The following is a 23,547-nucleotide window of genomic DNA, read 5'->3' on the forward strand; positions in this document are numbered from 1 at the left end:
CTCCAGTTCATTCGTCCACACGGACTTCGCGGAACATGCCCATTTCCATGTGGAACAGCAGGTGACAGTGATAGGCCCAACGTCCTAAAGCATCTGCAGTGACGCGGTAGCTTCGTTTTGAGCCAGGCGGCATGTCGATCGTGTGTTTGCGCACCATGAAGTTGCCGTTCTCATCCTCCAGGTCGCTCCACATGCCATGCAGGTGGATGGGGTGAGTCATCATGGTGTCGTTGACCAGGGTGATGCGCAGGCGCTCGCCATACTTGAGGCGCAATGGCTCGGCATCGGAAAACTTGATGCCGTCAAAGGACCAGGCGAACTTTTCCATGTGGCCGGTGAGGTGCAGCTCGATTGTGCGACCTGGCGCGCGGCCGTCCGGGTCCGGGAAGGTGCTGCGCAGGTCCGCATAGGTCAGCACACGGCGGCCGTTGTCACGCAGCCCGATGCCCGGATCGCCCAGTTTTGGCGTAGGGGTCATCGTCTGCATGTCGACCAGGGGGTTGTTGGTCTCGGATTCTGGGTGGCTCTGCATGGCTGCGTTGGCGCCAGCCATGTTGCCATGGTCCATGCCGGCCATGCTGCCGTGGTCCATGCCAGCCATGTCGCCGTGATCCATGCCAGCCATGCTGCCGTGGTCCATTCCACCCATACCGCCATGGTCCATGCCCATATCGCTCATGGAAATGATCGGCCGTGGATCGACAGCTGGAACAGGGGCTTGCAAGCCTTCGCGAACAGCCAGGGTGCCCCTGGAATACCCGGTGCGGTCCATGGATTGAGCGAAAATGGTGTAAGCCTGCTCGTTCTCGGGCTCGACAATGACGTCGTAGGTTTCGGCAACGGCGATGCGGAACTCGTCGACCGAAACGGGCTTTACATGCTGCCCATCCGCCGCGACAACCGTCATCTTCAGGCCGGGAATTCGCACATCGAAATACGTCATGGCCGAGCCGTTGATGAAGCGCAGGCGGATTTTCTCGCCCGGCTTGAACACGCCCGTCCAGTTACCGTCCGGGGCCTGGCCGTTCATCAGGTAGGTGTAGGTGTAACCGCTCACGTCGGCGAGATCGGTGGGGCTCATCTTCATCTCGGCCCACATCTTGCGGTCGGCTACCGCAGCGGACCAGCCCATTTCGCTCACGTCGTTGACGAAATCACCCACCGTGCGCTTGTGGTAGTTGTAATAGTCGGACTGCTTCTTGAGCTTGGACAGCACCCGGGCAGGGTCTTCATCCGTCCAGTCGCTGAGCATGACCACATAGTCTCGGTCATAGGTGAATGGCTCAGGCTCTTTTGCATCGATGACCAGGGCGCCGTACACCCCGATCTGCTCCTGGAAACCGGAGTGGCTGTGGTACCAGTAGGTGCCGTTCTGCTGGACCTTGAACCTGTACTCATACATGCCGTCGGGGGCGATGCCATGGAAGCTCAGGCCCGGCACGCCGTCCATGTTCGCCGGCAGGATGATGCCGTGCCAGTGAATGGAGGTGTCCTGCTGCAAGCGGTTGCGCACACGCAGCGTGACGGTATCGCCTTCGCGCCAGCGCAGAATGGGCCCGGGTATGGAGCCGTTGATGGCCATCGCTGTGCGCGCAGCGCCGGTAATGTTGACCGGCAGCTCACCGATGTAGAGGTCGAAGTCGGTGCCGCTCAGCACATTCGGTTGGCCGGGGCTGGTCACGGCCCAGACCGGCGTGCGCCACATGCCCAGCCCGCCAAGTAGTCCGGTAGCGGCCAGGCCTTTGACGAAGGAGCGTCTGGTGGTTTTGCTTTGCATGCCGTTGCGTCCAGTCAGTCGAAAAGTTGCTGGTATTCAGGCGGGTGAATGCCCAGCCTGTGGGTCGAGAAGCCCCACAATCTTCCTTCACGCTAGCTGATCTGCGCTGTCAGCTGGCTGAGCTTCAGATTACTTTTCTGTCAGCTTGCGGTGGGTCAAATTCAGTAAGCGCGCCGCGCACCCTGTGGGAGCGGGTTCACCCGCGAAGAATGCGACGCGATATATGGCACCGGCTATGCCGGTGTTCGCGGGTAAACCCGCTCCCACAAGGCCCCTGCTAATTCAATGAGTTATGTGCAGTCCTGTGGGAGCGGGCGTGCCCGCGAAGGGCTGCAAAGCAGCCCCAGTAAAGCCTGTAGAAATCTTCCTGCAGCGTACGGCTCATTGGCCTGGCCGCTACTCACTGCGTAGCGCCGCCACCGGATGCAGGCGGGCGGCCCGCAATGCCGGAGCCAGGCCGGCGAGAACCCCCAGCACCGCCGCCAGCAGCAGCGCCAGTAGCAGAAACAGCGGATGCAGCGCCAAGGGCAGGCTCGGCATGGCCAGGTGCAGTAGCCCGAGCAGCAGGCCCATCAACAGCAGGCCAAGCAAGCCACCGGCCATGGACAGCAGCGTCGCTTCGGCGAGAAACAGCCCGAGCACCTGCCGCGGGCTGGCGCCAATCGCCCGCAACAGGCCGATTTCCGCCGTGCGCTCGCCCACAGCAGTCGTCATGATGGTGAGAATGCCGACCGCGCCAACCAACAGCGAAATACCCCCCAAGGCACCGATGGCCAGGCTCAGGGTGCCGAGCACGCGGTTGAAGCTGCGCAGCATGTCATCCTGGGTGGTCAGGCTGAAGTCCTCCGCGCCGTGCCGTTCGCCAAGCACCTCGCGAATCTGCCGGCTCAACGCCTTTGAAGTGGTGCCTGCGCCGAACACTACATGGGCTTTGACCACCCCGGTGCGGTTGAACAGGCTTTGCGCCCAATCCACCGGGATGTAGGCGATATCGTCGAGGTTGAAACCGAGCAACTGGCCCTTCTTTTCCATCACGCCGATCACCCGGAAACGCACGCCGCCGACGCGAATCAACTCGCCCAGCGGATTGCGCGCACCGAACAGCTCGGCACGCAGCTGATGGCCGAGCACCACATAGGGCGGCGAACGACCGTCACGGGCCGCGGGCAGGAACTCGCCCAGGCTCAGCTGCATGCGCCAGGCCTGTGCCAATTGATGGCCACCACCGAGAATGTCGCTGCGCCGGCTCAGCTGGCCGAACTGGACATCCCCGCTACCCTGAATGATCGGCACAGCCGCCTCGACATGCGGCAAGCGCCGCAGGGCATCGGTGTCACTGATGGTCAGTGGCCGTACGCTGCCGAGCAGGCCGCCGAGGCCGCTGGTCTGGGTCTTGCCCGGGCGCACGGTGATGATCCGCGTACCGAACTGCGAGAAGTTCTCCAGCACATAGCCGCGCACGCCCTCGCCGATGGCCGTGAGCAGCGCCACGGCGGCTATGCCGATCGCTACCCCGAGCAGGGTCAGCAGGCTGCGCAAGGGGCGGCAGGTCAGCGCCGAGCTGGTCAGCCGGAGACCATCTTGCCAGCGCATCAGTGCGCTCCCGGCGGGCGTAGCGCCGCCACCGGCTCCAGCGCCGAGGCCCGAGCGGCCGGCAGCCAGGCGAACAGCAGTGCCGTGCCGAGTGCCAGCAGTACTGCGCCAGCCCGCGCCCACCAGGGTGCATAGAGCGGCAGATCGAACGCCAGGCGCCCTAGCCAGAGCAAGGTTTCGGCCAGCAGCAGCCCCGCCAGCGCCCCCGTCAGGGCCAGCAGCGCCGCCTCGCCGAGGAACAGCAGGCGCAGCTGCGCCGCCGTCACGCCTATGGCTTTGAGCAGGCCGATCTCGGCGCTGCGCTGGCTCACCGCAATCCAGGTCACGTTCATGATCAGGATGCCTGCCACCACCAGGCTGATCGCGGCAATCCCGGCCACCGCCAGGGTCAGCACCGCGAGTATGTGGTCGAAGGCGCTGAGAAGGCTGTCCTGGCTGACCAGGGTGACGTCTTCCTCACCCTCGTGGCGCTCCTTGAGCGCGGCGAGTATCAGGCGCTTGCTACGGTCGAGAACGCTCGGACCATGCACCTCGACAAACACCCGCGACAACCCTTCGCTATTGAACAAGGCCTGGGCACTGGCCACCGGGATGATCAACATCTCGGCGAAATCCATGCCCAGGGATTCGCCCCGCTCACCGAGGATACCGACCACCCGGAAGCGCCGGTCGCCGGCGCGCAACCATTCACCCAGGGCCGGGCGTTCGCCGAACAGCTCGCGCCGGAGTTTGCCGCCGATCACGCAGACGGCCTCGGCCTGTTCAGGGTCCAGCGCCGGCAGGGGTTGGCCCTGGACGACCGTCAGTTGGCGAATGGCGAAGAAGTCCCGGGTGGTGCCCAGGGTCAGCACCTCACGATTGCGGTTGCCGACTATCACCTCCATCTGCCCGGCCTGTTGCGGCGCGACCCGGCGGATGCCCGGCAGCCGGGTGATGGCCTGGACATCCTGCAAGGTCAATTCGTGCGGCGTCAGGCCGGTGAGCGGGGGCATTCGCCCCGTGGTTTCCTTGCGGCCCGGGAAAACGATCAGGATGTCGCGCCCGAGCAGCGAGAACTCGTTCAGCACAAAGGCCCGCGCCCCAGCGCCAAGGCCGGTGAGCAGGTTGACCGCCACCACCCCGATGGCGATGGCCAGCAGTAGCATCAGGCTGCGCGAGCGGTGCCCACGCAAAGCGCCGAGCCAGAAGCCCAGGGCATCGGCAGCGCGCATCAGGCCAGCGCCCGCTGCGGCGCAATATTGTGGATGCGTCCGTCACGCATGTGTAGCTGGCGCTGTGCGCGGGCGCCAAGGCTGGCGTCGTGGGTCACCACTATCAGGGTCAGACCCTCGCCGTTGAGCTCTTCCAGCAGGCTGAAGACCTCGGCGCCGGCCTGGCTATCGAGATTGCCGGTGGGCTCGTCGGCCAACAACAGCGCCGGTTGCATGACCATCGCCCGGGCGATCGCGACGCGCTGGCGCTGGCCACCGGACAGCTCGGCCGGGCGGTGGGCAAGGCGATTGCCCAGCCCCAGGCGGGCCACCAATTGGCTGCTGCGCTTGCGCCGTTGCGCCGCACCGATGCCGGCGAGGACCATCGGCAGCTCGATGTTTTCCAGCACCGTCAGCCGTGCGATCAGGTGGTAGGACTGGAAAACGAAGCCTATCAGTCGGCTGCGCAACTGGGCGCGGCGCGCCTCGCTCAGCGCCGCCGTAGCCTCGCCCTGCAGCCAGTACTCGCCGGCGCTCGGCGCATCGAGCAGGCCAAGGATGTTCAGCAGGGTCGACTTGCCCGAGCCCGAAGGGCCCATCACCGCCATGTAGTCACCGGCTGCGATGTCCAGGTCCAGGCCGTCCAGCCCCATCACCCGTTGTTCGCCCAGCTGGAAGCTGCGGCTGCCGCCGCGCAGGCGGATCATTTTTCGGTCTCCGTGGCATCCAGCGGGATCACCGCCACGGTATCCTTGAGCCCCTCCTGCTCGAGGCTGGCGACGATACGCGCGTCCTCGTCGAGCCCGGCGAGCACCTCGGTCCAGCGCCAGTTGCTCAACCCGGTTTGTACCTGCACCTCGCGCAACACCCGGGCGCTCGGGTCATATCGCAGCACACGCTGCCCCTCCAGCAGGGTTTCGGTGGGGATGCGCAAAGCACTTGCGTGCTGCTCCAGGAGGATCTCGACATCGGCGCTATAGCCGGTGAGCAGGGCCAGGTCTGACGGCGGCTGGTCGAAGCGAACCTCGACATCGACGGTACGCGCCTGCTTCTCCAATTCACGCACATAGGGTGCGATGCGGCTGACGCGGCCGGTGAAATGCTGGCCACGGAAGGCATCCAGGCTGATCCGCACGGCGGTGCCGGGGTGAACCCGGGCAGCGTCCACCTCATCGATCGGTGCCTCGACATACAGGCAGCTGTCGTCGATCAGGTCGACCGCCGGTGGTGTGGGAATACCCGGCGGCGAAGGGGTGACGAACTCACCCAGTTCGCCGTTGATTTCTGCGACTACGCCGGCAAATGGCGCACGCAGGGTCGTCTGCTCCAGCAGTGAACGCTGCAGCTGCAGGCTGGCGTCGGCCTCGCGGATCAGCACGGCACTGGCACTGCACATCAGCTTCGCCAGGTTGGCCTTGGTCGCGGCCTGGTCCAGACGATCGGCGGCAATCAGCTTGCGGTCGGCCAGCTGGCCCAGGCGATCAAGGTCGCGCCGGTCCAGGAGCGCTTGCTGGCAGCGCTGTTCGCGGGTGTTGCGCTGGGCCTCCAGCCGCGCCTCGGCCTCCTGCAGCCTGGCCAGCTGCTCGTCCTGGCGCAGGCGCATGAGCACCTGGCCCGGTTGGACCCGCTGGCCCTCGCTGACCTGCAACTCGGCAACCTGGCCGCCGACATTGAAGGACAGGTGCGAGCGTCGACAGGACTTCAGCGTACCCGCGCGCGTATTGGCCACCACCGTTTCCACCGGCCCCCGCTCAACCTCCAGCAGCCTGACCGGCAACGGCTGCGGTCGACTCAACCAGCCACCCAGCACCACCAGACAAGCCAGTATCGACGAGCCAATCAATAATTTGCGCATGGACTACACCTTTTCCCATATGGCTTGAGCCTAGAACAGGAGGATGAAAGCTCCACGCGAAACGTCATTTATCCGACGATTTTCAGATGAGCGTCAGGGTAGTGTCAGATAAATGGCGAATGAGATTATTTTCGCTCTCGCAACTGCGATTTCCCAGCCATAGGAAGGTTGCAGAGAATCACAATGGCTTTTCTTCAGGCATTAAAAAGCCGGCTTGTGGCCGGCTTCTCGGGGACGCTTCCGACTAATTTATGGTAAGCCGCAATCGCCTTAACTGTGTGGCCATCAAAGGCCTGAAAGAGATGGCAGATGCCCGTGTGGGATATCGCCGAGCCCTCTGGACCGCGGCTCGCGCCGGTCGGGGCTGAATGTGCGGCGTAGCATACAAGGGCGCGCGCAGGATGCCCAGCAAAAAATGGCACAGGTTGTTTCAGCCGGGCCGTTGCTGGCGGAAATGCGACCAGTGGAACACCCAGCCCAGAATTTCCAGCCCTTGTGCCTGGCGCTGGGCGGCGGTGTAGCGTTCTACCGCATAGGTGCGCCGGTCATGGCTGTGCAGGTACAGCGTGCCGTGCTGGCCGAGGCTGAGGTTGTTCACCCGGAGCGCGCCGTTGTGCAGCAGGGCATAGGTTTCGCCCTCGACCACCCGGGTCATGCCCAGGTCGATGGCCAGGGTGGCCTGCAGCGGAATCAGCGGGGTCATGTTGCTGGCGGGCATGGCCAGGCAGATGGCGTTGTCGGCATGCACACCCAACACTTTCAGGGCTTTTGCGGGCAGGCACAGGTGCTTGCTGGCCACAGGTGACAGCAGGCCGTTGTGCAGTTCGTAAAAGGGCACCTTCAGTGCCCGGCCGCCTTGCGCCGACAGTGGCGTGGGCGGGTTGGCGGGCGCCGGCCCTGGCGGGCAGTTGCGCAGGATCGGGTTGTGGTGTTTGGGCCCTTCGCCCGTGCGCAACCAGCGACGATGCACGCAGAACAGGTCGGCCATTTCGTCCAGCCGGGCCAGGGGCACACCGCGCTTGAACCAGTTGTTGACGTGCTGGGGTGTGACGCTGCGCTGGGCGGCGAAATCGGAAGGGGTCAGGCCACATTCGTGGAGCAGGGCTTTGAGGCGGTCGCCGGATGTGTTCATGGCGGCGAGTGTAGCGGCGGGGTGCCAGCAAGGATATGAACCGGATGTTGATGGGGCTTGTGTGAAAAGCGCCTGTTTGTAGGGCGTTGGCGTAGGACTGCGTAGGACTTATTACTTTCCCAAGCAAGTGCGCGGTTCCTGTGGGAGCGGGCGTGCCCGCGAAGAGGCCAACGCGGTAGCTGGCACCGGCTGCGCCGGTGTTCGCGGGCACGCCCGCTCCCACAGGGATCGCGCCAGCATTTAGAGTTTGAGCAAGACAGTTGCTCCCACAAAAGTGCTGCGCAGGCAGGTCATCCAGTGCCAGGGCGGCCAGCCATCCATCAGGCATAAAAAAACCCCGCCAGGGCGGGGTTCTTCATGCAACCGGTATCAGCCCTTGTAGGCAGCAACCGATTTGGTGATCGCGGCACGGGCGGCGTCAGCGCCTTCCCAGCCTTCGATCTTGACCCACTTGCCCTTCTCGAGATCTTTGTAGTTGGCAAAGAAGTGCTCGATCTGCTGGATCAGCAGGGCTGGCAGGTCGGTGTATTCCTTCACGTCGACGTACAGCTGCGACAGCTTGTCGTGAGGAACAGCGATGACCTTGGCATCGCCGCCGCCGTCGTCGGTCATGTTCAGCACGCCGACCGGACGGGCGCGGATAACCGAACCTGGAGCTACCGGGTAAGGGGTAACGACCAGCACGTCCAGCGGATCACCGTCATCGGCCAGGGTGTTCGGGATGAAGCCGTAGTTGGCTGGGTAGAACATCGGGGTAGCCATGAAACGGTCGACGAACAGGGTATCGCTGTCCTTGTCGATCTCGTATTTGATCGGCGCGTGGTTGGCCGGGATTTCGATGGCGACGTAGATGTCGTTCGGCAGGTCTTTGCCCGCCGGAATCTTGCTGTAGCTCATTGGGCAGTGCCCCCGTGTTTGACCAAAAAAGTGGCGGCGATTATAGGCACATTCTGCATGGGCATGCCACGCCTGGCCTGATGTGCGGCCCCGTCAGGCGTGGCTTTCGCGGTATTCCGGGTGTTCGGCCTGCAGCCGGCACAGGCGCGCCAGCGGGTCCTGGCGGTAGAACAGCGACAACTGGCGGTAGACCTGTGGATAAGCCTGTTGCAGCAGGTCGGGTGCACTAAAGAAGTACTCGCTGGTGACGGCAAAGAACTCCGCGGGGTTTTCCGCGGCATACGGGTCGATGGCGGTTTCGGCGTCGGGGTTGGCGTCCAGCTGGCGGTTGAGGTCGTCATAGGCCTGTTGCATGGCGGTTGCCCATTCATCCACAGGCATGCCGCTGTGCAGCGGCGGCAGGCCGTTGGCATCGCCATTGAGCATGTCGAGCTTGTGCGCCAGCTCATGGATGACCAGGTTGTAGGCCTCCCAGCCCCCACTGGCCAGCACGCCGCTCCAGGCGAGGATGATCGGGCCCTGTTGCCAGGCCTCGCCGCTGTGCTCGCCGTCCCATACGTGCTCGACGCCACTGGCATCGCGGTGGCGCTGGGGGCTCTTGAAGTCGTCGGGGTAGAGGATGATTTCGTGGAAACCCTGGTACCAGTTCAGCTCGCCCAGGTGCAGCAGCGGCAACTGCGCCTGGGCCGCCAGCAACAGGCGCTGCTCGTCGTCCGGCTCGACGCCGGGCAGGCAGGTGAGGTGCTTGTCGAGCAGGAACAGGATGCAGGCTTCACGCAGCCAGCGATCTTCTTCGTCAGTGATGCCGTCCAGCATCGGCAGGCGCTCGCGCACGGCCTGCCATTGCTGGGGGGGGATGGGGTAGCGCGCCAGGGTGCGCTTGCGCCGCCAGGCGCTGAACGACCACATTGGCAGGCTTAGTGCGCCTTGGCCGTGCGGCCCAGGCGGCTACGCAGCAGGCCGAGGATCATCGGCACCAGCGACAGGATGATGATGCCTACCACCATCAGCGACAGGTGTTGCTTGATGAATGGCACGTTGCCGAAGAAGTAGCCCAGGGTAACCAGGCCGCCGACCCACAGCAGCGAACCGGCGACGCTGAAACCGAGGAAGCGCGGGTAGTGCATGTGGGCGATGCCGGCGACGAACGGTGCAAAGGTGCGCAGGATAGGCAGGAAGCGCGCCATGGTCACGGTCTTGCCGCCGTGGCGTTCATAGAAGTCGTGGGTACGCTGCAGGTAGTCGCGACGGAAGATCTTCGAGTTGGGGTTGTTGAACAACCGCTCGCCGGCCGTGCGGCCGATCACGTAGTTGGTGCTGTCGCCGAGGATCGCGGCGGCCATCAGCAGGCCGGCCAGCAGGACCGGGTCCATGCCGCCACCGGCGGCCACGGCGCCGGCGATGAACAGCAGCGAATCGCCGGGCAGGAAGGGCATGACCACCAGACCGGTTTCACAGAAGATCACGGTGAAGAGGATGGCGTAGATCCAGGGACCGTAGTTGGTGACCAGCAGATCGAGGTAGGCATCGAGATGCAGGATAAGGTCCAGCGGGTTGAAATCCATGTACAGCACCTGTGTTCTTGGGCGTAGGCTCGGTTACCTGGGGATGGGTAAATTTTCACACATGACAGGTGGGCCATTATACGGCTAAGTCAGGATCATGCCCGGGGAGTTTGTAGCGGGGGGTTACGGCAGGGGTATTCCTGTTCCGGCCTCTTCGCGGGTGAACCCGCTCCCACAGGTACAGCATCGATTTCAGATGCGTCGCGATCCCTGTGGGAGCGGGTTCACCCGCGAAGAGGCCAGCACAGTCAATCCTGGCTGATTGGCAGGATATAGCTCTTGAACTCGTTATCCTCACGAAACCCGATGGATTCGTAAGTCTTGTGCGCTACCTCATTGTCCGCGCTGGTCGACACCCGCATGCGCACGGCATTGGTTTCCTTGGCCATTTTCTTCGCCTCGCGCATCAGGTGGTCGGCCACCAGCATGCGCCGCGAGTCCTCGGCCACGTAGATATCGTTGAGAATCCATACCCGCTTCAGCGACAGCGACGAGAAGCTCGGGTACAGCTGGCAGAAGCCCAGCAGTTTGCCGTTGTCATCATCGGGTAGCGCCAGGTAGATCACCGACTCATCCCGCTTCAGGCGCTTTTCCAGGAAGCTGCGCGAGCTGTCGGGGTAGGGGAGCTGCCCGTAGAACTCACGGTATTTGACGAACATCGGCGTGAGCAGGTCGAGGTGTTCCAGGGTTGCCTTGATGATGCGCATGTGCGGCCCTCAGAGTCCGTTAGGGGAAACAGCGGATTGCCAGCAGCTTTCAAGGGCATGCTGCCCAATGCGCGGGGCAAGTGCAATCCGCCTTCCGTGACATGTTTTTTACCCTTTGCCGAGCAGGAAATTACCTTTCTGGCCGGTGCTGTGTTCACTCTCCAGGCTATGGACCTCGGCTTCGTCTTTCAGATTCACCCCGGAAAGCTGGCGCCGGCAGGCTTCACGCATCAAGTACAGCAAGCGGTGCGCTGCCATGCCATAGCTCAGCCCTTCCAGACGGATGTTGGAAATGCAGTTGCGGTAGGCATCGGTCAGGCCCACCTTCGGTGCATAGGTGAAATACAGGCCAAGGCTGTCGGGCGAACTGAGCCCCGGCCGTTCGCCGATCAGCATCACAGTCATCCGTGCGCCCAGCAGTTCACCGATCTCGTCGGCCACTGCCACGCGGCCCTGCTGCACCAGCACCACCGGGGCGCTGGTCCAGCCGTCGGCGGCGGCCTGCTCCTCGAAGCGCGCGAGGAAGGGCAGGGTGTGGCGGTGCACGGCCAGGGCCGAGAGGCCGTCAGCGACGACGATGGCCAGGTCGACCCCACCGGGGTTGGCCTGGGCGTGCTCGCGCAGCGCGGCAACCGAATCTTCGCTCAGGCGCCGCCCCAGGTCCGGGCGTTGCAGGTACTGGTTGCGGTCGCTGGCGGCGCTGTGCAGCACCAGGCTTTCGCGCCCGCGGTCACTCAGCTGGGTAGCCAGGCCGGCATGGTCGAAGGCCAGGTGCACGGCGTCGCGGGCCTGGGCATGGGCGAACTGGAAGTCCAGCTGCGCCCCGGTCGGCAGGCTGGTGCCGGTACGGCCCAGGGCGATGCGCGCCGGGGTCAGGTTGCGCAGGGCCAGCCAAGGGTTGTCGGGGGTAGGCGTGCGGTGGTCCATGGTCATCCCTATGCAAGCTGTGCCAAGGCCTGACGGAAGGCCGGCGGCAGGTTGTCACCAAAGCGCACCCGGCCATCGGCCTGGGTGAAGATGCCGGTGCGGGCCAGCCATGCCTCGAATTCCGGCCCGGGCTTCAGGCCCAGGGTCTGGCGCGCGTACAGCGCGTCGTGGAACGAGGTGGTCTGGTAGTTGAGCATGATGTCGTCGGAGCCGGGGATGCCCATGATGAAGTTGATCCCGGCCACGCCCAGCAGGGTCAGCAGGGTGTCCATGTCGTCCTGGTCGGCTTCGGCGTGGTTGGTGTAGCAGATGTCGCAACCCATCGGCACCCCGAGCAGCTTGCCGCAGAAGTGGTCTTCGAGGCCGGCGCGGATGATCTGCTTGCCGTTGTACAGGTACTCCGGGCCGATGAAACCGACCACGGTGTTGACCAGGAACGGCTTGAAGTGGCGGGCCACGGCATAGGCGCGGGTTTCACAGGTTTGCTGGTCGACGCCATGGTGGGCGTTGGCCGACAGCGCGCTGCCCTGGCCGGTTTCGAAGTACATCAGGTTCTGCCCGAGGGTGCCGCGTTTCAGCGACAGGCCCGCCTCGTAGCCTTCCTGCAGCACGTTCAGGTTGATGCCGAACCCGGCGTTGGCCGCCTCGGTGCCGGCGATGGACTGGAACACCAGGTCCAGTGGCACGCCACGGTTGATCGCCTCGATCGAGGTGGTGACGTGGGTCAGCACGCAGGCCTGGGTGGGGATGTCGTAGCGCTGGATGATGGCGTCGAGCATTTCCAGCAGGGCGCAGATCGAGGCGATGCTGTCGGTGGCCGGGTTGATGCCGATCATGGCGTCGCCGTTGCCGTACAGCAGGCCGTCCAGAATGCTGGCGGCGATGCCGGCCGGCTCGTCGGTCGGGTGGTTGGGCTGCAGCCGGGTCGACAGGCGCCCGCGCAGGCCCATGGTGCCACGGAAGCGGGTGACCACGCGGATCTTCTGCGCCACCAGCACCAGGTCCTGCACGCGCATGATCTTCGACACCGCGGCGGCCATTTCCGGCGTCAGCCCTGGCGCCAGGCTGCGCAGGCTGTCCTCGTTGGCCTCTTCGCTCAGCAGCCAGTCGCGCAGGCCACCCACGGTCAGGTGGCTGACCGGGGCGAAGGCCTGGGCATCGTGAGTGTCGATGATCAGGCGCGTGACTTCATCATCTTCGTAGGGGATCAGCGCTTCATTGAGAAAATGCGTCAGCGGGATATTGGCCAGGGCCATCTGCGCGGCGACCCGTTCGCCGTCGTTGCTGGCCGCAACGCCCGCCAGGTAGTCCCCGGAGCGGGCGGGGCTGGCCTTGGCCATCACTTCCTTGAGGCTGTCGAAGCGGTAGACCAGGTGGCCGACCGTGTGTACGAAACTTGCCATACAGACTCTCCAGAGCCGCGGGTTGCCCCGCGGCGGGTGGCGGCGATCAGTGCAGGGCCTCTTCGGCCTTCTGGATCGCGGCGAATTCCTCTTCCGGTGTACCCGCGACCAGGTGGTGGCGGCTGTAGAAAGCAAAGTAGGCAATTAATACCGCATAGATCACTGCGGCGCCAATCACCACTCGTGGGTCGACCAGGAAACCGGCGACCACGGCGATGCAGGCCAGCACCAGGGCCAAACCCGAGGTGAAGATGCCACCGGGGGTACGGTAGGGGCGCTCCATCTTCGGCCGGCGGATGCGCAGGGTGATGTGCGCGGCCATCATCAGCACGTACGACAGGGTAGCGCCGAACACCGCCACCAGGATCAGCAGGTCACCCTGGCCAGTCAGCGACAGGGCAAAGCCGATGATCCCGGGGATGATCAGGGCCAGTACCGGGGCCTTGCTCTTGTTGGTTTCCGACAGCTTGCGCGGCAGGTAGCCGGCGCGGGACAGGGCGAAGATCTGCCGGGAATAGGCGTAGATGATCGAGAAGAAGCTGGCGATCAGCCCGGCCAGGCCGACCAGGTTGACGAAGCCGCCCATCCAGGTGCTACCGCCGTAGGCCTTGGACAAGGCTTCTACAAGTGGGTTGCCGGACGCTTTCAGTGCTTCGGAGCCCGCGCCGCCGGGGCCGACCACCAGGATCAGCAGGGCGAAGGCCAGCAGTACCAGCATGGCGCCGATCAGGCCGCGTGGCAGGTCGCGCTTGGGGTTCTTGGTTTCTTCGGCGGCCAGTGGCACGCCCTCTACGGCGAGGAAGAACCAGATGGCGTAGGGGATGGCCGCCCATACGCCGACATAGCCGAACGGCAGGAAGCTGCTGGCGCCCACGGCGTCCGTTTTGGCGATGTCGAACAGGTTGGCTGCATCAAAATGGGGCACCATGCTCACCAGGAACACGGCCAGGGCGATGGCGGCGATGGCAGTGATGATGAACATCAGCTTCAACGCCTCACCCACGCCAAAGATGTGGATGCCGATGAACACGATGTAGAACGCCAGGTAGATCATCCAGCCGCCGATGCCGAACAGTGACTGGCAATAGGCGCCGATGAACACCGCGATGGCGGCGGGGGCGATGGCGTACTCGATGAGGATCGCCGTCCCGGTGAGGAAGCCGCCCCAGGGGCCGAAGGCGCTGCGGGCAAAGCCATAGCCGCCGCCTGCGGTGGGAATCATCGACGACAGCTCGGCCAGCGAGAAGCACATGCACAGGTACATGGTGGCCATCAGCAGGGTGGCGAGGAACATACCGCCCCAGCCGCCCTGGGCCAGGCCGAAGTTCCAGCCGGCATAGTCGCCCGAGATGACATAAGCCACGCCCAGGCCGACCAGCAGGACCCAGCCGGCGGCGCCTTTTTTCAGTTCACGTTGCTGGAAATAGTCCGAGCCGACTTTTTCGAAGTCGACGGAAGAGCCTGCCGGCGAGCCGGCGGAATGATCGCTTGGCATAGATTCACCTGTTGTTTTTCTTGGTGGCCGGACGGGTTCCGGGCCGATGGTGATGTGTATTGCAGGAAGCGAGCCAGAGCGGTTGGTGCACGGTTACCGCTCTGGGTATTGTGTAAAGCAGGCCAGGCCTCTTCGCGGGTGAACCCGCTCCTACAGGGGGTGTACAGCACCTTAAGCAAGCGCAGTACCTGTGGGAGCGGGTTTACCCGCGAAGAAGACGGCGCGGTTTAGAAGAAGCCCAACGGATTGATGTCGTAGCTCACCAGCAGGTTCTTGGTCTGCTGGTAGTGATCGAGCATCATCTTGTGGGTCTCACGCCCGACCCCCGACTTCTTGTAGCCACCGAACGCCGCATGCGCCGGGTACAGGTGGTAGCAGTTGGTCCACACGCGGCCAGCCTTGATCCCACGGCCCATGCGGTAGGCACGGTTGATGTCGCGGGTCCACACGCCGGCGCCCAGGCCGAACTCGGTGTCGTTGGCAATCGCCAGGGCTTCGGCTTCGTCCTTGAAGGTGGTGACGCTGACCACCGGGCCGAAGATTTCTTCCTGGAACACGCGCATCTTGTTGTTGCCTTTGAGCAGGGTCGGCTGGATGTAGTAACCGGTGGCCAGCGAGCCTTCCAGTTTTTCCACCTTGCCGCCGGTCAGCAGCTCGGCGCCTTCCTTCTGGGCGATGTCGAGGTACGACAGGATCTTCTCGAACTGCTGTTGCGAGGCCTGGGCGCCGACCATGGTGTCGGTGTCCAGCGGGTCGCCGCGCTTGATCTGCAGCACCTTCTTCATCACCACTTCCATGAACTGCGGGTAGATCGATTCCTGTACCAGTGCCCGCGACGGGCAGGTGCATACCTCGCCCTGGTTGAAGAACGCCAGCACCATGCCTTCGGCCGCCTTCTCGATGAAGCTTGGCTCGGCCTGCATGATGTCTTCGAAATACACGTTCGGCGACTTGCCGCCCAGTTCGACGGTGGACGGGATGATGTTCTCGGCGGCGCATTTCATGATGTGCGAGCCGACCGGGGTAGAGCCAGTGAAGGCGATCTTGGCGATGCGCTTGCTGGTGGCCAGGGCTTCACCGGCTTCGCGGCCATAGCCTTGCACCACGTTGAGCACGCCAGGTGGCAGCAGGTCGCCAATGACTTCGAGCAGTACGGTGATTCCCAGTGGCGTTTGTTCGGCCGGCTTGAGCACCACGCAGTTGCCGGCGGCCAGTGCCGGAGCAAGCTTCCAGGCGGCCATCAGGATCGGGAAGTTCCACGGGATGATCTGTCCGACCACGCCCAGTGGCTCGTGGATGTGGTAGGCCACGGTGCCTTCGTTGATCTCGGCAGCGCCGCCTTCCTGGGCGCGGATGCAGCCAGCGAAGTAGCGGAAGTGGTCAACCGCGAGCGGGATGTCGGCGTTGAGGGTTTCGCGGATCGGCTTGCCGTTGTCCCAGGTTTCGGTAATGGCCAGCAGTTCGAGGTTCTGCTCGATACGGTCGGCGATCTTCAGCAGAACGTTGGAGCGATCCTGCACTGAAGTGCGGCCCCAGGCGTCGGCCGCAGCGTGGGCGGCATCCAGGGCTTTGTCGATGTCTTCGGCAGTGGAGCGAGGGAATTCAGCGATCAGCTTGCCATTCACCGGGGAGGTATTTTCGAAGTACTGCCCCTTTACCGGAGGAACGAACTCACCACCGATGTAGTTGCCGTAGCGGCTCTTGAAGGAAACCTTCGCGCCTTCGGTACCGGGATGTGCGTAACGCATGGTGTGTCTCCTGGCTATTGTGTTTGTTAGGGAGTTGGAAAGCGTAGAGCAAAGGTTGGGCCAGCGTTTCGAGTGCCAGTAAAATCAATGACTTGGCTCGATTCCCAAAGCCTGCCCCACGGTTGCTGTGCCAGCACCGGTACGCGCGGGGGTGACACTTTGTGCCATTTGCGACACGTAACCGGAGGGTGCATTGCAAAGCCTTCCCGGGTGGAGGATGCTGGCGGGACTCTCTATCTGCGGAGAACTACAACAATGCAGAGCAATCTTTTCAGTCGCCATGCCCAGCAAGTCCACAGCGTTGCCCATGGTGGGGCCGGAGAGGGCGGCAGCGACCCCTCCATCGCCCGCTCCTGGCTGCGCTGCCTGGAGGACTACCACCTCGACCCGTCGGTGATCGAGGCCCCGGTGGTGCTCGAACACGGGCGCCTGCTGGAAAGCCGCGAGCGCCTGCGCCAGGTGCTGCAGATTGCCGACCATGAAATGAACAGCCTGCATCAGCAGCTTTCCGGGGCCGGCCATGCGGTGCTGCTGACCGATGCCCGTGGGGTGATCCTCAATTGCGTCAGCGCGCCGACCGAGCGGCGCAGCTTCGAGCGCGCCGGGCTGTGGCTGGGCGCCGACTGGAGCGAGGCACGCGAGGGCACCAACGGCATCGGCACCTGTCTGGTCGAGCGCCAGGCGCTGACCATTCACCAGAACGAGCACTTCCGTGGTCGCCACACCGGCCTGACCTGCTCGGCCAGCCCGGTGTTCGACCCGCACGGCGAGCTGCTGGCGGTGCTGGATGTGTCTTCGGCACGGCCCGACGTTTCCCGGCAGAGCCAGTTCCACACCATGGCCCTGGTCAACCTGTCGGCGAAGATGATCGAAAGCTGCTACTTCCTGCGCCATTTCGAACAGCAATGGCTGTTGCGTTTTCACCTGCAGGCCGAGTCGGTCGGTCTGTTCAGCGAAGGCCTGCTGGCCTTCGACGGTGACGGGCGCATCTGCGCCGCCAACCAGAGCGCGCTGAACCTGCTGGGCACGGTGCGTGGTGGCGTGCTGGGCAAACCGCTGGAACGCTTTTTCGCTTGCAGCCACGACGAACTGTTCAGCCGCGCCACGCCCGCTGGCAGCACGGCCTGGCCGCTGCGCACCCTGGACGGGCGCCAGGTGTTCGCCAGCCTGCGTGGTCAGGCGCGCGCACCGGTGTGGTCGGTGCCAGCTGCCCAGCCGCGACCCGTGCGGGACGTGGAGCCGCTTATCTGCCTGCTCGACCCGGCCTTGCAGAACGACTTCCGCCGCAGTGTGCGGGTGTTCGAGCGCGATGTGCCGCTGTTGCTGCGTGGCGAGACCGGCTGTGGCAAGGAGGCTTTCGCCCAGGCTGTGCACCAGGCCAGCGAGCGGCGCGGCAAGCCGTTCGTCGCCATCAACTGCGCGTCGATCCCGGAGAGCCTGATCGAGAGCGAACTGTTCGGCTACCGTGGCGGCAGCTTTACCGGCGCGCGCAAGGAAGGCATGCGCGGCAAGCTGTTGCAGGCTGACGGCGGCACTTTGCTGCTGGACGAGATTGGTGACATGCCACTGACTCTGCAAACCCGCTTGCTGCGCGTGCTGGAGGAGCGCCAGGTGGTGCCGATCGGTGGCGAACCGCAGGCGGTCGACGTGCGCATTGTCAGCGCCACCCACCGCGACTTGCTGGAGCGGGTGGAGCAGGGCAGTTTCCGCGAGGACCTGTATTACCGCCTGAATGGCCTGGAAGTGGCGTTGCCGGCGGTGCGCGAGCGCAGTGACAAGGCGCAGTTGCTGGACTTTCTGCTGCGTCAGGAGGCGCAGGGGCAGCTGATCGACATCGAGCCGAGGGCGCGCCAGGCACTGCTCGATTTCGCCTGGCCGGGGAATGTGCGGCAGATGCGTAATGTGCTGCGTACCTTGGTGGCGCTTTGCGAAGACTCCCGGATTGTGTTCCCGGATCTCCCCGCCATTGTTCGCGAGGGCTTCGCCCTCGATCGCCGGCAAGCCAGCTCCCACATCGACGGCAATGGCTTCAAGCCATGTGCAAACCCTGTGGGAGCCGGCTTGCCGGCGATAGGGCCTGCCGCTTTGGAGGATGCCGAGCGCCATGCGCTGCTGGCGACCCTGGAGGCAAAACACTGGCACCTCACCCGTGTCGCCGAGCACTTGGGCATCAGCCGCAATACCTTGTATCGAAAACTGCGCAAACACGGCATCACCAGGGCCGGCTGAGCGAAACATCTGGTGCGATTTATCGCGCCCTGGGCTACCCTGCCTCGATGTTTTGCGAGGTCGACCATGCATATTCACATTCTCGGTATTTGCGGCACTTTCATGGGCTCGCTGGCGGTGCTGGCCAAGGAACTTGGCCACCGCGTCACTGGCTCGGACGCCAACGTCTATCCCCCGATGAGCACTCAGCTCGAAGCCCAGGGCATCGAGCTGACCCAAGGCTATGACCCGGCCCAGCTGGACCCGGCGCCAGACCTGGTGGTCATCGGCAACGCCATGTCGCGTGGCAACCCGGCGGTGGAGTACGTGCTGAACAAGGGCCTGCCCTATGTTTCCGGCCCGCAGTGGCTGGCCGATCACGTGCTGCAGGGCCGCTGGGTGCTGGCCGTTGCCGGTACCCACGGCAAGACCACGACCAGCAGCATGCTGGCCTGGGTGCTGGAGCACGCCGGCATGAGCCCGGGCTTCCTGATCGGCGGTGTGCCGCAGAACTTCTCGGTGTCGGCGCGCCTGGGCGATACGCCGTTCTTCGTGGTCGAAGCCGACGAGTACGATAGCGCCTTCTTCGACAAGCGCTCGAAGTTCGTCCATTACCACCCACGCACGGCGATCCTCAACAACCTTGAGTTCGACCATGCGGACATCTTCCCCGACCTGGCCTCGATCGAGCGGCAGTTCCATCACCTGGTGCGCACCATCCCCAGCGAAGGCCTGGTCATCCACCCCACTACCGAGCTGGCGCTGGAGCGGGTGATCGGCATGGGCTGCTGGACCCCGGTGCAGACCACTGGCGAAGGTGGGCAGTGGCAAGCGCGTCTGCTCAGCCCCGACGGCTCGCGCTTTGAAGTGCTGTTCGACGGCGAAGTGCAGGGCGTGGTGGATTGGGCACTCACTGGCCAGCACAACGTCGCCAACGCCCTGGCCACACTGGCAGCGGCGCGCCATGTAGGTGTGGTGCCAGCCATGGGCATCGAAGGCCTGAGTGCCTTCAAGAGCGTCAAGCGGCGCATGGAGAAGGTTGCCGAAGTGCAGGGCGTGACCATCTACGATGACTTTGCCCACCACCCGACCGCCATCGCCACCACCCTCGACGGCCTGCGCAAGCGCGTTGGCGAGGCCCCGGTGATCGCCGTGATCGAGCCGCGCTCCAACTCGATGAAGCTCGGTGCCCACCGTGACGGCCTGCCGGAAAGCGTCAACGACGCCGACCAGGTGATCTGGTACGCCCCGGCCAACCTGGGCTGGGACCTGGCTGCCACTGCCGCGCAATGCAAAGTGCCCAGCGTGGTGGCCGACAGCCTCGAAGCGATCATCGAGCGAGTCAAGGGCCAGGCCCGCCCAGGTACCCACGTTGTGATCATGAGCAATGGCGGCTTCGGCGGCCTGCACGGCAAGCTGGCCGAGGCACTGAAGTGAGCGGGCCGGAACGCATCACCCTGGCCATGACGGGCGCCTCTGGCGCCCAGTATGGCCTGCGCCTGCTCGACTGCCTGGTGCGTGAGGACCGCGAGGTGCACTTCCTGATCTCCAAGGCCGCGCAACTGGTGATGGCCACCGAGACCGACGTGTTGCTGCCGGCCAAGCCGCAGGCGATGCAGGCCTTTCTCACCGAATACACCGGAGCCGCCGACGGGCAGATCCGCGTGTATGGCAAGGAAGACTGGATGTCGCCGGTGGCCTCGGGTTCCGGCGCCCCGGCGGCGATGGTGGTGGTGCCCTGTTCCACCGGCACCTTGTCGGCGATTGCCACCGGTGCCTGCAACAACCTGATCGAGCGTGCTGCCGACGTTACCCTCAAGGAACGTCGCCAGCTGATCCTGGTGCCGCGTGAAGCGCCATTCTCCACCATCCACCTGGAGAACATGCTCAAGCTGTCGCAGATGGGCGCGGTGATCCTGCCGGCGGCGCCGGGCTTTTATCACCAGCCGCAGACCATCGATGACCTGGTCGACTTTGTCGTCGCGCGCATTCTCAACCTGCTGAACATTCCCCAGGACATGTTGCCGCGTTGGGGTGAGCACCATTTCGGGGTGGATGATTGAAGCGAGCGCTGGCGGTTGTGCTGGTGCTGGTGCTGCTCGGTGGCTGTGCCACGGTGCGCACGCTGGATGCCAACAAGCCCGGGGCGCCGGTGGTGTATGCCGGTACCCGGCTGGATTTGTATGTGATCAATGGCGGGTGTTGCCCGCGTGATCATTATGGGGCTGATGCCCCGGCGTACCCGGGGCTGGACCTGCCCGGGAGCATGCTGCTCGATACCCTGTTGCTGCCGTTGTCGTTGCTGACAGCGGCCGGTGTAGGCTTCCAGGCCACTGGTGGCCTGTAAGGGCCCTTTCGCGGGCACGCCCGCTCCCACAGGATCTGTGTAATCCTCAAGTGATCACAGTACCTGTGGGAGCGGGCGTGCCCGCGAAGAGGCCATCACAAGTGAAGCCTATTTCTTGCCCAACCTGCGCAACTCATCCGACTCCACTATCCGCACCCCGTCTTCCTCCTCCAGCGCCAGTCGCCACAGCGCCCGGGCCAAGGTACAAGCCTCGATCCCCCGATATTTCCCGGGTATCAGCCTGGAAAACGGCGACATCAGCTTTTCCCCGAGCCGCGGCTGGACCCGCTCGCCCAGCAGCAACGACGGCCGCACAATGGTCAGCTGCGGCCAATCCTGGGCCTTGAGTGCCTCTTCCATCTCGCCCTTTACCCGGTTGTAGAAAATCGACGATTTCGGGTCGGCGCCCAGCGCACTGACCACCAGCAGATGCCGCGCGCCCAACTCCCGGGCACGCTTGCTGAAGGCCACCACCATGTCGAGGTCCACCGCACGGAAGGCCGATTCGGAGCCGGCCTGCTTCAGCGTGGTACCCAGGCAGCAATAGGCGATATCGACCCGCCCGGCCAGCTGCGGGAGGAACACCGCCGGGTCGCCCACCGGGTTTTCCAGGTGCGGATGCTCGGCCAATGGCCGGCGGGTAGGCGCCAGTACGCGGGTGATGGTTGGCTCGTTGAGCAGGCGGTCGAGCAGGTGTTCACCTGTCAGACCCGTGGCACCGGCAAGCAGGACATGCTGAGGCGTCAAATACATGATGTCTCTCCCTTGTTACACACAAGCTTAGTGGCTGCGTGGCGTTTGCGCCTGTTCCCCCACGGTGGCCTGTGCGGCGTTACGCAATGCTTCTTCGGCCTGCTGCCGGCGCAGGTGCTGCCAGTGCTCAAGCACACTCGGCGGCGCCCACAGCTGCGGTTCAGAGGCCTCGAAACCTTCCCTTTGTTCTCTTTCGGCAACGCTGGCGCGCGCCAGTTCAAACGCCTGTTTCAGGTCGTCGGTCTGGTTCAGCGCCTCGGCGAACAGGGCATCGCCAAAGTAGGTGAAATCGGCTTCTTCCGAGCAACCGAAGGACACGCGGTCGGCCCGGGCGGCGGTCATGATCACCGTGCGCTCATCCTTGAGCGCTGCGATGTAGCCCCCTGAATAGCAGGCGGATATGACGATGACCTTGTCGCGATCCTTCAGCGGTGCCAGGGCGCTGGCCAGTTCGTCGGTGGACAGGTCGGCCAGCTGCAGGCGCGGCTGGTCGAGCACCAGCTGGTGGTCCTGGCTGCCATGGCTGGTGAGGTAGATGAACACCAGGTCTTCGGGGCCGCTGCGCTCGGCCAGGGTGCGGGCAGCGCGGGTGAGGTTCTCGCGCGTGGCCATGGCGCGGGTGGTCATGTGGTCGCGGTGGTTGACCAAGGTTACCTGGCCGCGGGCGCCAAAACGCACCTTGAGCATGTTGCTGACGTAGTCGGCTTCGCGCAGGAACACGCTCTGCTGGCCATCGCCGGCCACCACCAGGCTGTATAGCTGGACCGGTGGCGTCGAGCGCGGTACCCGGGCCAGCGCCTCGTCCAGCAACCGGCCCTGATTGAGCAACGCCAGGTCCAGCGGGTCGGGCAACAGCTTGCCATTCTGGTCGCGTATGCGCACACCGTTGCTCCAGGTGCCGCTTTCGACCTTGCCGCTGGCCAGGATCAGCCGGCCCTGACCGTGGTAGGCATCATTGAGGAAGCCGCCGATGTACTTGCTGCCGTCGGCCAGTTGCAGGCTGCCCTGGCCCGACAGGCGCCAGTCGGCGAAGGTACCTTTGTAGTGGCTGCCGTCGCTGCCCAGCAGTTCGCCTTCGCCGACCAGCGAACCGTCCTTGAATTCGCCGATCCACACATCACCCTCGGCGTTTTCGTAGCGGCCACGGCCCTCCAGGCGGTTGTCCTTGAACTCGCCGATGTACTGCTCGCCGTCGACGCTGTCGTAGGTGCCGCTGCCTTCCAGCTGGCCGTTGATGAAGCGGCCGCTGAACTGGTTGCCGCTGGCATCGCTACGCACCCCGGCACCGTTGGGCTTGCCCTTGGCGAACAGGCCCTGGTAACGGCTGCCGTCGGCCAGTTCCAGCTCGCCGGCGCCTTCATACAGGTCGTCCTTGAACTGGCCGCGGTAGGTCTGGTCGGCTTGCTTGAGGGTACCTTCGCCGTCGCGGCGGCCTCGGCTGAAGGTGCCGGCATAGTGGCTGCCCGGGGTGGTCAGCTCACCCAGCCCCTGGAACAGCCCTGCGGCGAACTGGCCACGGTACACCTCGCCGTTGCGCCCGTGCCATTCGCCCTGGCCGTGCCATTGGCCGTCCTTGAAGCTGCCGGCGTACCAGCTGCCGTTGGGGTAGTCGATCCGGCCTTCGCCTTGCAGCAGGCCATCGACCACCTGCCCCCGGTACCGTCCACCGTCGGGCAGACGCGCGTCCGGCGGGAGCAGCGATTCGCCATCGCCGCAGGCGGCGAGCAGCAGGACCAGGGTGATGGGGAGCAATGGACGCATGGCGAGAACCGGGCAATAGGTCTGCCGAGTATGACGCAGAATGGGATCCTGAAACAGCGAACGCATGTGCTGGCGCAGCTCTCGAGCCTGCACTGCATCGAAAAGCTGGCACGGTCCCTGTGGGAGCGGGCGTGCCCGCGAACACCGGCGACGCCGGTGCCATGCAGCGCGTGGTCTTCTTCGCGGGTA

Annotated in this window: 20 protein-coding genes; 4 read left to right on the forward strand and 16 right to left on the reverse strand. The window is 64.4% G+C overall.

Features of this window, described 5'->3' with window-relative positions; genetic code table 11:
• Positions 1–7: 7 nt before the first annotated feature.
• From M2S36_RS00415 to exaC, 14 genes are all read right to left on the reverse strand, one after another.
• A complete protein-coding gene (locus tag M2S36_RS00415; RefSeq protein ID WP_233688205.1) occupies positions 8–1,777 on the reverse strand; it encodes a copper resistance system multicopper oxidase in 1,770 nt (589 codons plus the stop codon).
• 396 nt (positions 1,778–2,173) lie between these two features.
• Positions 2,174–3,370 (reverse strand): ABC transporter permease, encoded by a 1,197-nt coding sequence (locus tag M2S36_RS00420; protein WP_333956470.1) that lies wholly within the window; start codon positions 3,368–3,370, stop codon positions 2,174–2,176.
• Positions 3,370–4,581: an ABC transporter permease gene (locus M2S36_RS00425; RefSeq protein ID WP_233688203.1), complete on the reverse strand. Its 1,212-nt coding sequence runs from the start codon at positions 4,579–4,581 to the stop codon at positions 3,370–3,372. The genes M2S36_RS00420 and M2S36_RS00425 overlap by 1 nt, the downstream gene beginning before the upstream one ends.
• Positions 4,581–5,267, reverse strand: a complete 687-nt coding sequence (locus M2S36_RS00430; RefSeq protein WP_333956471.1) for an ABC transporter ATP-binding protein — start codon at positions 5,265–5,267, stop codon at positions 4,581–4,583. Before M2S36_RS00430 ends, M2S36_RS00425 begins: the two co-directional genes overlap by 1 nt.
• Entirely contained in the window at positions 5,264–6,415 is a 1,152-nt protein-coding gene (locus M2S36_RS00435) for an efflux RND transporter periplasmic adaptor subunit (protein WP_207832778.1), read from the reverse strand. The genes M2S36_RS00430 and M2S36_RS00435 overlap by 4 nt, the downstream gene beginning before the upstream one ends.
• Positions 6,416–6,845: 430 nt before the next feature.
• Positions 6,846–7,547 (reverse strand): LexA family transcriptional regulator, encoded by a 702-nt coding sequence (locus M2S36_RS00440; protein ID WP_207832780.1) that lies wholly within the window; start codon positions 7,545–7,547, stop codon positions 6,846–6,848.
• A gap of 369 nt (positions 7,548–7,916) precedes the next feature.
• A complete protein-coding gene (gene ppa, locus M2S36_RS00445; RefSeq protein WP_003255365.1) occupies positions 7,917–8,444 on the reverse strand; it encodes an inorganic diphosphatase in 528 nt (175 codons plus the stop codon).
• A gap of 93 nt (positions 8,445–8,537) precedes the next feature.
• Entirely contained in the window at positions 8,538–9,353 is an 816-nt protein-coding gene (locus tag M2S36_RS00450; protein ID WP_023660929.1) for a zinc-dependent peptidase, read from the reverse strand.
• Between the two features lie 8 nt (positions 9,354–9,361).
• Positions 9,362–10,009 (reverse strand): DedA family protein, encoded by a 648-nt coding sequence (locus M2S36_RS00455; protein WP_207832783.1) that lies wholly within the window; start codon positions 10,007–10,009, stop codon positions 9,362–9,364.
• A 248-nt stretch (positions 10,010–10,257) separates the two neighbouring features.
• Complete coding sequence (locus M2S36_RS00460) at positions 10,258–10,716, reverse strand: GNAT family N-acetyltransferase (RefSeq protein ID WP_207832785.1); 459 nt, start codon at positions 10,714–10,716, stop codon at positions 10,258–10,260.
• 108 nt (positions 10,717–10,824) lie between these two features.
• Complete coding sequence (eutC, locus tag M2S36_RS00465; RefSeq protein ID WP_207832788.1) at positions 10,825–11,643, reverse strand: ethanolamine ammonia-lyase subunit EutC; 819 nt, start codon at positions 11,641–11,643, stop codon at positions 10,825–10,827.
• Between the two features lie 8 nt (positions 11,644–11,651).
• On the reverse strand, positions 11,652–13,046 hold the full coding sequence (locus M2S36_RS00470; protein ID WP_013970694.1) for an ethanolamine ammonia-lyase subunit EutB: 1,395 nt from the start codon (positions 13,044–13,046) through the stop codon (positions 11,652–11,654).
• Positions 13,047–13,092: 46 nt separating this feature from the next.
• Positions 13,093–14,541 carry an ethanolamine permease gene (eat, locus tag M2S36_RS00475; RefSeq protein WP_013970695.1) on the reverse strand — a complete coding sequence of 483 codons (1,449 nt, stop codon included), beginning with the start codon at positions 14,539–14,541 and terminating at the stop codon, positions 13,093–13,095.
• Positions 14,542–14,768: 227 nt separating this feature from the next.
• Positions 14,769–16,289 (reverse strand): acetaldehyde dehydrogenase ExaC, encoded by a 1,521-nt coding sequence (exaC, locus tag M2S36_RS00480; protein WP_012270312.1) that lies wholly within the window; start codon positions 16,287–16,289, stop codon positions 14,769–14,771.
• 255 nt (positions 16,290–16,544) lie between these two features.
• Here exaC and M2S36_RS00485 point away from each other — a divergent pair, with 255 nt between their 5' ends.
• From M2S36_RS00485 to M2S36_RS00500, 4 genes are all read left to right on the forward strand, one after another.
• Positions 16,545–18,518: a sigma-54-dependent Fis family transcriptional regulator gene (locus tag M2S36_RS00485; RefSeq protein WP_233688376.1), complete on the forward strand. Its 1,974-nt coding sequence runs from the start codon at positions 16,545–16,547 to the stop codon at positions 18,516–18,518.
• Positions 18,519–18,584: 66 nt separating this feature from the next.
• Positions 18,585–19,934 (forward strand): UDP-N-acetylmuramate:L-alanyl-gamma-D-glutamyl-meso-diaminopimelate ligase, encoded by a 1,350-nt coding sequence (gene mpl / locus M2S36_RS00490; protein WP_063911089.1) that lies wholly within the window; start codon positions 18,585–18,587, stop codon positions 19,932–19,934.
• Complete coding sequence (ubiX, locus tag M2S36_RS00495) at positions 19,931–20,560, forward strand: flavin prenyltransferase UbiX (protein WP_016715383.1); 630 nt, start codon at positions 19,931–19,933, stop codon at positions 20,558–20,560. Before mpl ends, ubiX begins: the two co-directional genes overlap by 4 nt.
• Positions 20,557–20,844, forward strand: a complete 288-nt coding sequence (locus M2S36_RS00500) for a YceK/YidQ family lipoprotein (protein WP_207832794.1) — start codon at positions 20,557–20,559, stop codon at positions 20,842–20,844. Before ubiX ends, M2S36_RS00500 begins: the two co-directional genes overlap by 4 nt.
• A 108-nt stretch (positions 20,845–20,952) precedes the next feature.
• On the opposite strand, the gene M2S36_RS00505 is transcribed toward M2S36_RS00500, so the two are convergent.
• Both M2S36_RS00505 and M2S36_RS00510 read right to left on the reverse strand, forming a co-directional pair.
• Positions 20,953–21,597 (reverse strand): oxidoreductase, encoded by a 645-nt coding sequence (locus M2S36_RS00505; protein WP_207832796.1) that lies wholly within the window; start codon positions 21,595–21,597, stop codon positions 20,953–20,955.
• 27 nt (positions 21,598–21,624) lie between these two features.
• Positions 21,625–23,358 (reverse strand): C13 family peptidase, encoded by a 1,734-nt coding sequence (locus M2S36_RS00510; RefSeq protein WP_207832798.1) that lies wholly within the window; start codon positions 23,356–23,358, stop codon positions 21,625–21,627.
• Between the last annotated feature and the right edge of the window lie 189 nt (positions 23,359–23,547).

Source organism: Pseudomonas sp. SF2, assembly GCF_036858055.1.
Lineage (GTDB): Bacteria > Pseudomonadota > Gammaproteobacteria > Pseudomonadales > Pseudomonadaceae > Aquipseudomonas.

What these genes read in the sequence shown, in the direction of transcription:
- M2S36_RS00485 (WP_233688376.1), top strand. Translation starts at nt 16,545, where the DNA reads ATGCAGAGCAATCTTTTCAGTCGCCATGCCCAGCAAGTCCACAGCGTT.
- M2S36_RS00455 (WP_207832783.1), bottom strand. Translation starts at nt 10,009, where the DNA reads ATGGATTTCAACCCGCTGGACCTTATCCTGCATCTCGATGCCTACCTC.
- M2S36_RS00415 (WP_233688205.1), bottom strand. Translation starts at nt 1,777, where the DNA reads ATGCAAAGCAAAACCACCAGACGCTCCTTCGTCAAAGGCCTGGCCGCT.
- M2S36_RS00450 (WP_023660929.1), bottom strand. Translation starts at nt 9,353, where the DNA reads ATGTGGTCGTTCAGCGCCTGGCGGCGCAAGCGCACCCTGGCGCGCTAC.
- eutC (WP_207832788.1), bottom strand. Translation starts at nt 11,643, where the DNA reads ATGGACCACCGCACGCCTACCCCCGACAACCCTTGGCTGGCCCTGCGC.
- M2S36_RS00505 (WP_207832796.1), bottom strand. Translation starts at nt 21,597, where the DNA reads ATGTATTTGACGCCTCAGCATGTCCTGCTTGCCGGTGCCACGGGTCTG.
- M2S36_RS00470 (WP_013970694.1), bottom strand. Translation starts at nt 13,046, where the DNA reads ATGGCAAGTTTCGTACACACGGTCGGCCACCTGGTCTACCGCTTCGAC.
- M2S36_RS00440 (WP_207832780.1), bottom strand. Translation starts at nt 7,547, where the DNA reads ATGAACACATCCGGCGACCGCCTCAAAGCCCTGCTCCACGAATGTGGC.
- M2S36_RS00435 (WP_207832778.1), bottom strand. Translation starts at nt 6,415, where the DNA reads ATGCGCAAATTATTGATTGGCTCGTCGATACTGGCTTGTCTGGTGGTG.
- exaC (WP_012270312.1), bottom strand. Translation starts at nt 16,289, where the DNA reads ATGCGTTACGCACATCCCGGTACCGAAGGCGCGAAGGTTTCCTTCAAG.
- mpl (WP_063911089.1), top strand. Translation starts at nt 18,585, where the DNA reads ATGCATATTCACATTCTCGGTATTTGCGGCACTTTCATGGGCTCGCTG.
- M2S36_RS00420 (WP_333956470.1), bottom strand. Translation starts at nt 3,370, where the DNA reads ATGCGCTGGCAAGATGGTCTCCGGCTGACCAGCTCGGCGCTGACCTGC.
- M2S36_RS00425 (WP_233688203.1), bottom strand. Translation starts at nt 4,581, where the DNA reads ATGCGCGCTGCCGATGCCCTGGGCTTCTGGCTCGGCGCTTTGCGTGGG.
- M2S36_RS00460 (WP_207832785.1), bottom strand. Translation starts at nt 10,716, where the DNA reads ATGCGCATCATCAAGGCAACCCTGGAACACCTCGACCTGCTCACGCCG.
- ppa (WP_003255365.1), bottom strand. Translation starts at nt 8,444, where the DNA reads ATGAGCTACAGCAAGATTCCGGCGGGCAAAGACCTGCCGAACGACATC.
- M2S36_RS00430 (WP_333956471.1), bottom strand. Translation starts at nt 5,267, where the DNA reads ATGATCCGCCTGCGCGGCGGCAGCCGCAGCTTCCAGCTGGGCGAACAA.
- M2S36_RS00510 (WP_207832798.1), bottom strand. Translation starts at nt 23,358, where the DNA reads ATGCGTCCATTGCTCCCCATCACCCTGGTCCTGCTGCTCGCCGCCTGC.
- eat (WP_013970695.1), bottom strand. Translation starts at nt 14,541, where the DNA reads ATGCCAAGCGATCATTCCGCCGGCTCGCCGGCAGGCTCTTCCGTCGAC.